The organism is Streptomyces roseolilacinus (genome assembly GCF_014649335.1).
In the GTDB taxonomy this organism is placed as follows: Bacteria; Actinomycetota; Actinomycetes; order Streptomycetales; family Streptomycetaceae; genus Streptomyces; species Streptomyces roseolilacinus.
Genome location: NZ_BMSV01000002.1, coordinates 673,148 through 682,035 on the forward strand (window position 1 = coordinate 673,148; position 8,888 = coordinate 682,035).

7 protein-coding genes are annotated in these 8,888 nt (G+C 73.5%); 6 read left to right on the forward strand and 1 reads right to left on the reverse strand.

Annotated elements, in window-relative coordinates; genetic code table 11:
• Positions 1-648: 648 nt before the first annotated feature.
• From IE106_RS07155 to IE106_RS07175, 5 genes are all read left to right on the forward strand, one after another.
• Positions 649-756, forward strand: a complete 108-nt coding sequence (locus tag IE106_RS07155; RefSeq protein ID WP_164551888.1) for a keywimysin-related RiPP — start codon at positions 649-651, stop codon at positions 754-756.
• Positions 757-886: 130 nt separating this feature from the next.
• A complete protein-coding gene (locus IE106_RS07160) occupies positions 887-2,758 on the forward strand; it encodes a lasso peptide isopeptide bond-forming cyclase (protein ID WP_189530989.1) in 1,872 nt (623 codons plus the stop codon).
• A gap of 4 nt (positions 2,759-2,762) precedes the next feature.
• Positions 2,763-3,026, forward strand: a complete 264-nt coding sequence (locus IE106_RS07165) for a lasso peptide biosynthesis PqqD family chaperone (protein ID WP_189530991.1) — start codon at positions 2,763-2,765, stop codon at positions 3,024-3,026.
• Between the two features lie 187 nt (positions 3,027-3,213).
• A complete protein-coding gene (locus tag IE106_RS07170) occupies positions 3,214-3,630 on the forward strand; it encodes a lasso peptide biosynthesis B2 protein (protein WP_189530994.1) in 417 nt (138 codons plus the stop codon).
• A gap of 30 nt (positions 3,631-3,660) precedes the next feature.
• On the forward strand, positions 3,661-5,565 hold the full coding sequence (locus IE106_RS07175; RefSeq protein ID WP_189530996.1) for an ABC transporter ATP-binding protein: 1,905 nt from the start codon (positions 3,661-3,663) through the stop codon (positions 5,563-5,565).
• 160 nt (positions 5,566-5,725) lie between these two features.
• Here the strand turns inward: IE106_RS07175 and IE106_RS07180 are convergent, their stop codons facing one another.
• Positions 5,726-6,583 (reverse strand): alpha/beta fold hydrolase, encoded by an 858-nt coding sequence (locus IE106_RS07180; protein WP_189530999.1) that lies wholly within the window; start codon positions 6,581-6,583, stop codon positions 5,726-5,728.
• Positions 6,584-7,540: 957 nt separating this feature from the next.
• Between IE106_RS07180 and IE106_RS07185 the strand changes: the two genes are divergently transcribed.
• On the forward strand, positions 7,541-8,827 hold the full coding sequence (locus IE106_RS07185) for a hypothetical protein (protein ID WP_229840116.1): 1,287 nt from the start codon (positions 7,541-7,543) through the stop codon (positions 8,825-8,827).
• Positions 8,828-8,888: the final 61 nt, after the last annotated feature.

An 8,888-nucleotide genomic window follows, 5' to 3' on the forward strand; every position in this document is an offset into this window, starting at 1 on the left:
GGGCGCGGGCCGAGCCGAACGGGATGGTCCGAGGCCGGTCACCCCCGGCGCCGGCATCGCGCGCCGGGCGGAAGACGGCCGCGGGCGAGCCCGCCGAAGGCACGCCGACATCACCCCCGCCGCCCCGGCCCGCAGCCGGATCGGGAACCGTCGGCGCGCGGCCGACTCCGAGACGCCGAAGCAGGGCGCCGGCACCGGCCGGAAGCAGCCACCGACCGGCACGCGGGCGATCGCCGCGCATGATGCCCCGTCACGATCCGCCCTGCGCCCCCGCCGTCCCGCGACCGCGTCCTCGGCGAGGGCACCAGCGTCTTCGCGGCCTCCTCCGACGCCCTGGGGGCCATTCGATTCCGCATACCCCGCTCCGGGCACGGCCCAGCCATCCTTCACCCCTGAGGGGCACTCCCCGGCCTCGTCGTCCACAGGGGTGGGGGCGTGAAGGGAGAAAGCCGTCGACAGGAGTTATCCCACGCGCCCCGCCCGCACCTCCTCAAGCCCCAACCGAAGGCATTGCGGTAATGAGTTTTTCGCACTTGGCTTGAAAGTGGCGCAGATGCCCCGCTCGCGATTTCCTCCGGAAATCCGAGCAGGATTCACCGTACACGCGCCTGTCGGGTACAGCACCCTCGAAACCGAAGGAGAAGGATCATGACGTACGAGCGTCCCACCCTCACGAAGGCGGGCAGCTTCCGCAAGGTCACCGGCATCAAGAACACCGGTCCCAAGGACGTTCTCGGCGGCAAGCAATTCCTCTGACACAGGTCGCCCGCCCCACCCGGGCGGGCGCACCCACGGGCAGGCCGTCGAGCCGGCCCGGCCCCGCGGGTGGTGGCATCCGGCCACCACCCGCTCCGCTGCCCGAGCAACCGACCGAAGGCCGAGGTACATGGACCCCTCCTTGTCACTCCAGGCCGTGCCCGCTTGGTTCGTCGTCCTTCCCGACACCGACGCGGCGGCCCCCCTCGCCGCCAAGGCCCTCGCCCACGCGTCACGGCACCTGCGCCACGCCTCGGGAAGGCCCTGGATCGTGGGGCGTTGGGCGCTGCGGGCCATGGTGGTGGGGGAACACGAAGGCACCCGTGTCGCGGTGACCGGCGAGCACGCCGCCACTGCGCGGGACGCCGAACGGGCCGCCGCTGCGGTGACCCGCGCCCGCTCCCTGGAGGCACTGGACCACGCCGCCGACTGGGCCGGCAGCTTCCACCTGATCGCCAGCGGAGCCGGCCGGGTCCGGGTGCGGGGCTCCGTCGTCGAGCTGCGGCGCGTCTTCCACACCGAGACGGCACCGCCCGGCTCCGAAAGGGTGGGCGTGGCCTGCGACCGGGCCGACGTCCTCGCCGAACTGGTCGGTGTCGGACTCGACGAGCGCCGCATCGCCCTCGAACTGCTCACCCTGGGAGTGCCGTACCCCTGGGCGGGCGCCCCCCTGTGGCGGGGACTGCACGCACTGCCGGGCGGCCACCACCTGACCCTGCTCCCCGACGGGCGCACCCGCACCACGCGCTGGTGGTCGCCGCCCGACCCCGTCGTCCCTCTGGCCGAGGGCGCCGGGCGCCTGAGGGACGCGCTCGTCGAAGCGGTGGAGGTGCGCACCCGAGGCCGGGACCTGGTGACGTCGGACCTGGGCGGCCTGGACTCCACGGCGGTGTACTGCGCCGCGGTGCGCGGCGACGCCGAAGTCGTCGCCTACACCGCCGCCCTCCACGACGAGGCCGGCGACGACGTGCACTGGGCCGGCCGCACCGTCCAAGCCCTGGGCGGCGTGGAACACCACGTCGTACCGGCCGGCGACGTGGCCATGACGTTCGACGGGATCGACACGCTCGACGACGTCCTGGACACCCCCAGCATCCTCACCGTCGACCGCAACCGCCGCATGGGCATCGTGGAGCTGGCCGCGGCCCGAGGTTCCGGCCTGCACCTCACCGGCCTGGGCGGTGACGAACTCCTGGCCGGAGCACCCGCCCGGCTGCACGCGCTGGTGCTCACCCACCCCCTCGTCGCACTGCGCTCGGCCCGGGGGTACGCCGCCAAGTACCAGTGGACCCGACGGGCGGTGCTGCGCCAGCTCCTGGACCGGCGCCCCTACCGCGCCTGGACCGAGCGGACGGCCCGCGACCTGACGGAACCCCCGGTCGCCGCCGACGAGCCGCTGCTCGACTGGGCGGTACCGCCGCGGATGCCGCCCTGGGCCACGGCGGACGCCGTCGCGGCGGCCCGCGAACTCCTGCGCACCGGCCCGTCCGCCGTCGAACCCCGGGGCAGGGGGCACGGCGAACACCGCGAACTGGTCGCGATGGACGGCATCTCGCAGTGGACCCGGCACATCGGGCAGATGGCCGCCCCACTCGGGATCACCGTCTCCGCCCCCTACTACGACGCCCGCGTCATCGAGGCGGCCCTCGCCGTCCGGCCACAGGAGCGGATCACCCCCTGGCGCTACAAGCCCCTCATCGTCGAGGCCATGCGCGGCATCGTGCCCGAGGCGGTCCGCACCCGCGGCACCAAGGCGAACGCCACCCTTGAGGAGGAGGCCGGCCTGCGGGAGCACCGCCCGGCCCTGTTGGCGCTGTGCGAGGAGTCCCGACTGGCCCGGCTCGGCCTGGTCGACGAACGCGTCCTGCGCGAATGGTGCCGCCGCGCCCTTTCGGCGGAGACGGAGAGCTACCTGCTGCACCCCACCGTCGCCTGTGAGGTGTGGCTGCGCTCACGGGAGACGGCACCCCGCCCGGTCGGCGGCAAACACGAGGAGAGGTGAACCGATGCCCACGCTGAAGCACGGTGTCCTGCTGACCGAGACCGAGTACGGCCTGGCGCTCCTCGACCAGGAGAGCGCCGAGTACTGGACACTCAACCCGACGGCCGCCGTCGTCCTGCGGAACCTGCTGGACGGAGGCGGCCCCGAGCGGGCCGTCGAGATCCTGACCACCCGGTACGACGACGTCGACACGGACCTGGCCGCCGAAGACGTCAGGCGCATCACCGACGAACTGCGCGACGCGGGACTCGTCGTCCCCGATCCGTAGGGGCCCCGGGCGCTTCCGGCCCACCGGCCGGTGGAGCCCCCGCCCCGGGACACGAGGCGCCCGGCCCCCCCGGCCCACCGCCGGCCCTGCCCGCGCGGGACGAGCCTTCCCGCCCGGTGGCCTTCGCCCGGTGGTCCGCCCGCCCGTACGACCGCCCAACCCCTCTCCCCGGAACGAAGAGGTACGCATGACGACACCGGAAGCGATGCCCTACGACCCGCGCTCCGTTCCGGTCGCCCGCCGTCTCCTGGCACGGGCGGCGGTGGCCTGCGCCCACCTGCTGGCGACCCAGCCGCCCCACCGCATCCGAGCCGTCCTGAGCCGGATGCGCGGCGGTGCCAGGCCCGCCACCCTCGCCGAGGCGGCCGCGGTGAGGCAGACGGTGCTCGCCGTGAGCCTCGCCGCCGGAGGGCACAAAGGATGCCTGCCCCGGTCCCTGGCCACCGTGTTGCTGTGCCGCTGCTACGGCCTGTGGCCCGTCTGGTGCGTGGGGGTGCGCACCCGACCGCCGTTCGCCGCGCACGCCTGGGTGGAGGCCGAAGGCGTCCTCGTCGGCGAGGACGCGCCGGCCGACTACTTCCAGCGCTTCTTCACCGTGGAGTGAGCAGATGCCCTGTCACCGCGGAGCACGGCGATGACCGGGGCGTCCGCCGTCGAGGCCACCGGCGACGGCCCCGCCGCTCCGAAGGCGCACCCGGCGCCCGGGGGCACCGGCGCCGCCCGGTCGGGCCACCGGGCGCTGGTGGGGCATCTGCGCCCGCAACGCGCCCGCATCACCGCCGGTCTCGTCGCCGGGCTGGTGGGCAGCGTCCTGGGCCTGGCCCAGCCGCTGGCGGCCAAGCGCGTGATGGACGACATGGGACAGGGGCAGCCCGCGGCCGGCCCGGTCGTGGTCCTCAGCCTGCTGGTGGTCGCGGGGGCCCTCCTCGCCGGACTGGGCCACTACCTGCTGCAGTGCTCGGCTGAGTCCGTCGTCTGCGCCGCCCGCCGCCGGCTGGTCGACCGGATCCTACGGCTCCGCGTGCCCGTGGTGGAGGACACCGAACCCGGCGACCTGATCGCCCGGGTCACCTCCGACACGACGCTGCTGCGCCAGACCGCCCCGCAGGCGGTGTCCGCGGCGGTCACCGGCACGTTGGTCACCGTGGCGACGGTCGTCCTGATGGGACTGCTCGACGCCGTGCTGCTGTGCGTCACCCTCGCGGTCGTCGCCTTCGTCGGCGTCGTCGTCGCCCTCGTGGCGCCCCGGATCGGCCGGGCCACCCGCCGCACGCAGGAGGCGGTGGGCCGCATCGGGGTCGCCCTGGAGCGGGCCCTGGGAGCCTTCCGTACCGTCAAGGCGTTCGGGGCCGAGCACCGGGAGGCCGAAGCGCTGCACCGGGCGGCCGAGGAGGCGCGGCGCACCGGGGTGCACGCCGCCGGATGGGAGGCGGTGTCGGCGACGGCCTCGGCGGTCGTCGTCCAGGTCAGCTTCCTCGTGGTGCTCGGGGTGGGGGGCGCACGCGTCGCCTCCGGGGCCATCGGCGTCTCCACGCTCGTCGCCTTCCTGCTCTACCTGTTCGCCCTCGCCCCCCGGATCGGGCAGCTGGTCGAGGGCGTCGGCCAGCTACAGGTCGGTTCGGCGGCCGCGGTCCGCATCGAGCAGGTGGAGGAGCTCGACGTCGAGTACGCGGAACACGTCGAGCACACGAAGAACGCGGAACACACCGAACAGGGCGGGGGAGCCGAGCGGGCCGCGCACGGCGGGCGGCGGACGCCCACCACGAGGCGGGCCGCGCGGGGCGGGGAGACAGCCGGGCGCGCGCCCCTCGACGTGGCGTTCCACCGGGTGTCCTTCGCCTACCGGCCCGGAGCCCCCCGAGTCCACCACGAGGTCTCCTTCACCCTCCCCGCCCGCGGGCTGACCGCGTTCGTCGGCCCCTCGGGCGCGGGCAAGACCACGGTCTTCTCCCTGGTGGAGCGCTTCTACGACCCCGACTCCGGCCGCGTCCTGCTGGGCGGGAAGGACGTGAGGCAGTGGCCGCTGGACCGGCTGCGCGCCTCCATCGGCTACGTCGAACAGGACGTCCCCGTCCTCGCGGGCACCCTGCGGGACAACCTGACGCTCGGCGGTGCCGTCCCCTCCGGGGAGGAACTCGCGCGTGTTCTGCGCCTGACCCGGCTGGACGAGGTGATCGACCGCTCGCCCCGCGGGCTGGACACCGACGTCGGCCACCGGGGCGGCCGGCTCTCCGGGGGCGAACGCCAGCGCGTGGCGATCGCCCGGGCCCTGCTCCGCCGCCCGATGCTGTTGCTGCTGGACGAGGCCACCTCCCAGCTCGACGCGGTCAACGAAGCGGCGTTGCGCGACACGATCACCGAAACCGCCCGCGACACGACCGTGCTCGTGGTCGCTCACCGCCTGTCCACCGTGACCACGGCGGACCGGATCGTGGTCATGGAGGCGGGACGGGTACGGGCCGTGGGCACCCACACCGACCTCATGGCGCGGGACGCGCTCTACGGCGAACTGGCGAGCACCCAACTGCTCGACGGGTGAGCGAACCGGGGGCCGTGTCGAGGCGCTTTTGGGAGAGGCGAACCGCGTGACCACCCGTCACCCGCGCCGAGGACGCCGGCGGCCCCGGCGGCCGACCTTCCCATCCGGCCGCTTCACCTGCGTACGGGCCGGGTCGGGACGCCCGCGTCGTCCCCTCGGCTCAGCCGGCGGGCCGCACCGGCTCCGCCCCGGTTCGGGTCAGGAAGTCGGTGAGCGCTTCGGCGAGCCGTTCGGGCTGGTCTTCCGGCACGAGGGTGGACGAGTCGGCGATCTCGACCAGCCGACCCTGCGGGTACAGCTGCGCCAGCCGACGGCCGTGCTCACGGGGCATCAGCCGGTCCTCCGTCGCCCAGACGACCAGCACCGGGCGGTCGAAGTCGCGCAGCCGCTCGCTCCAGGCCAGCAGGACCTCACGTCTGGGCGCCGAAGTGGCGAACTTGGCGAAGTCCCTGCGGATGGCCCTGCTGCGGGTGGCGGGGGCGAACCAGTCGGCCATGATCTCGTCGGGGATCCCGCGCAAGCTCATCCCGCCGTATCCGTTGCGGCTCTTCCGGAAAGCGGGGACGCGCATGAGCCGGGTCAGGAGCCAGACGGCACCGGGAACCCTGCACACCGCGGCCGCCGCTTTGGCGGGCCCCGGCGGGAAGTTGTCGAACGCCTCGCAGGCCACCAGCACCAAGCGCGCGACGCGCTGGGCCTTGCCCTCCGACACCAGGAACTGGCCGCCGCCCCAGTCGTTGAGGACGAGGGTCACGTCATCGAGGCCGAGCCGTTCGAGGAACTCCCCCAGGAGCAGCGCGATTCCCCGCTGGGACAGGTCGGCTCCCGGGGCCATCGGCCTGCGGTGCCCCCCGAGGGGCAGCGTGGGCAGGACGCAGCGGTACCCGTCCAACAGCGGCACCACCTTGCGCCACTGCGTCTCGTTCATCGGCATGCCGTGGCAGAACACCAGCACCGGCCCGTCGCCGCCGGTGTCCTGGTAGTCGATGGTTCCGGCCGAAAGCTCGATCTGCGGCATCGCACTCCCTGGAGCAGGTCGTTCCCGATGTCGAAGGCGGCCCCCACGACCGCGTCGTCTCCGCCGCCGTATGGAGCGTTCCCCGCCTGGCCCGCCCAGCTTAAGCCGTGCCCTGTGGGGTGAGGCGGAGGAGTCGTTCGTGGCGGCGGACGGCTGCGGCGAGGCCGAGGAAGGCCAGGTGGTGGCGTGGACGGCGTTCGTGGGGCCGGCAGGCAGTCGACCGGCCCCGCTCGGGTCCGCGCCGGGGTGTCCTTCGCCGTCAACGGCCCGGGTCCGGGGCCCTGTTCCGGGTACGGGGCTTCGTCGGGCGGCGGAGTGCGGCGCCGGGAAGAGGCCGCCGGCCGCCCGATGAGAAGCAACCACTCTTTCGAGTTAATGCCCGGCAGATCACGAGATAGTACGTTAGGAACGGCTTCAGAGAAGCTGAACGGATGAGCTTTCGATATGCCTGCGTCCGGGCGGGCTTCCTCACCTTTCCCCTTCTCCCTCTTCCTGCCCGTCGCTCGGCAGGCTTCCGGTCCGCCGTGAGTTTCCGACAGGCCCGTTCCGGAGCGGTTCCCGTGCGCTCCGGCCGCGCGACACCTCATTCGCCCGTGCACCCGTGCACCCGTGCCCCGAGCGGCACGGCGGCACGCCGTCACTGCTGCCACCCCACCCCACACGAGGAGTTGTCCCATGAGTGGATGCGGCTGCGCACAGTCTCCGATCGCCGTCGGTGGCCGACAGCCAACCGAGCCGGCCCGCCTTCCCGTCCCCTGCCCCCCATCCAGGTGTGCCGACTCCGGGCGCTCCGGCTCCACTCGCTGCGGCTCCTCGTGCTGCGACCCCAGGCAGTGTGAGCACTGCGAGACGATCCCGCTGCGCGACTCCGCGCCGTACCGGGTCACGGCGACCGCCAGGAGCATCGACCCGACGCCGTACTACACCATCGCCCACACCCACGCCGCGCTGGACCCCGTGGTTGCCCAGACCATCCTGGACAGCGGCACCGGCACGTTCCCGGCCGACGACGGGACGCACAACGGGCAGCACACCTGGCTCGCCGGCGTCGTACGTGTCGACCCCGCGTCGCTGCGCGGCAAGCCCGCCGAGGTCACGGTCAGCGCCTCGGTCCACGTCCGCAACGACGGCAGCAGCACGGCGTGCCGGCTCTACGGCCGCTTCGCCCTGTGGAACGGCACGACCCCGGTCCGCACCGACCTCCTGGGCCCGCCCGATCTGCCGGCGGGCGGTGAGGACGACGGCGTCATCCCGCCGACTGCCGTGCCCCTCGCGGACGTCCTCGCCGGAAAGGTCGTCATAGAGCTCAACCTGGAGACCGGCAACGACGACGCCTGCCGGGTCGGCCCCAAGCAGTGGACGGTCGACAGCTTCGTCCTCACCGTGCGGGCGGCCACCCCGGGCTGCGGCAGGTCGTTCCTGCGTACGACGTGCCGCACCTGCGACGGAGCGGTCACCTGCACCACCGACACCCTCGACGGTTCGACCCCGTACGCCCCCGTCCCGCCGGTCGTCCCGGTCGTCTCCTGCCAGGACGGATGCGCCCCCGCCCGTCCGCCGTGCCTGTCCACCGACCGGGGCAACGCCATCGTCCGGGGCAGCGACGGATGCCTGTACGCGCCCGACACCCCCGCACTGGACCCGTCCCCGTGCAACGCCGCCCGGAACACGACCGGCGGGCTGCTCGTACCCCGGATCGACGTGACGGGCATCGCGCCCGGTGGCAACACCGGCACCGAACGGTCGGTGGACATCGACGTCACCGGGACGCGCGGCTGCCCCGAGAGGTGGCGGGTCGGCGCCCGTCTCACACCGGTGAGCGGGTTCCTCAACACCGAGCGGCAGCACGCCAACCTCCTGGCCAAGGCCGGTGCCGACGTACCGGTCCCGGAGTCCGACGTCGTACTCCCGGAGGCCGGGGTGTACCACATCGACAGCGACGTGCGGTACTCGCTCGGTTCCGCCACCGGCGGCAGCGGCTACATCATCGGCTGGCTGCGGGACGAGACCGCGGACACCCTCCTGACGAGCTTCACCCAGATCGCGGCGATCAACGCGGAACGCCAGGAGCAGCAGGGCGGAACGACGCACATCATGACCGAGTACACGGTCGCCTCCGGCCCCCGTACGGTCCGCCTGCACCTGATGTTCGTCCTCACCGGCGGCAAGATCTCCACCGCCGAGGCCGGGGGCACCGACAGCAACGGGGCGACGCGGATGCGGTTCCTCAAGATCAGGGATTAGTACGGCAACGGTTCTTGTCTCCTGCGGCCATCGACACCACCTCTGTCCCCCCCCCCCCCCC

Coding starts and splice junctions, on each gene's coding strand:
- IE106_RS07155 (WP_164551888.1), top strand. CDS start 649: ATGACGTACGAGCGTCCCACCCTCACGAAGGCGGGCAGCTTCCGCAAG.
- IE106_RS07160 (WP_189530989.1), top strand. CDS start 887: ATGGACCCCTCCTTGTCACTCCAGGCCGTGCCCGCTTGGTTCGTCGTC.
- IE106_RS07165 (WP_189530991.1), top strand. CDS start 2,763: ATGCCCACGCTGAAGCACGGTGTCCTGCTGACCGAGACCGAGTACGGC.
- IE106_RS07170 (WP_189530994.1), top strand. CDS start 3,214: ATGACGACACCGGAAGCGATGCCCTACGACCCGCGCTCCGTTCCGGTC.
- IE106_RS07175 (WP_189530996.1), top strand. CDS start 3,661: ATGACCGGGGCGTCCGCCGTCGAGGCCACCGGCGACGGCCCCGCCGCT.
- IE106_RS07180 (WP_189530999.1), bottom strand. CDS start 6,583: ATGCCGCAGATCGAGCTTTCGGCCGGAACCATCGACTACCAGGACACC.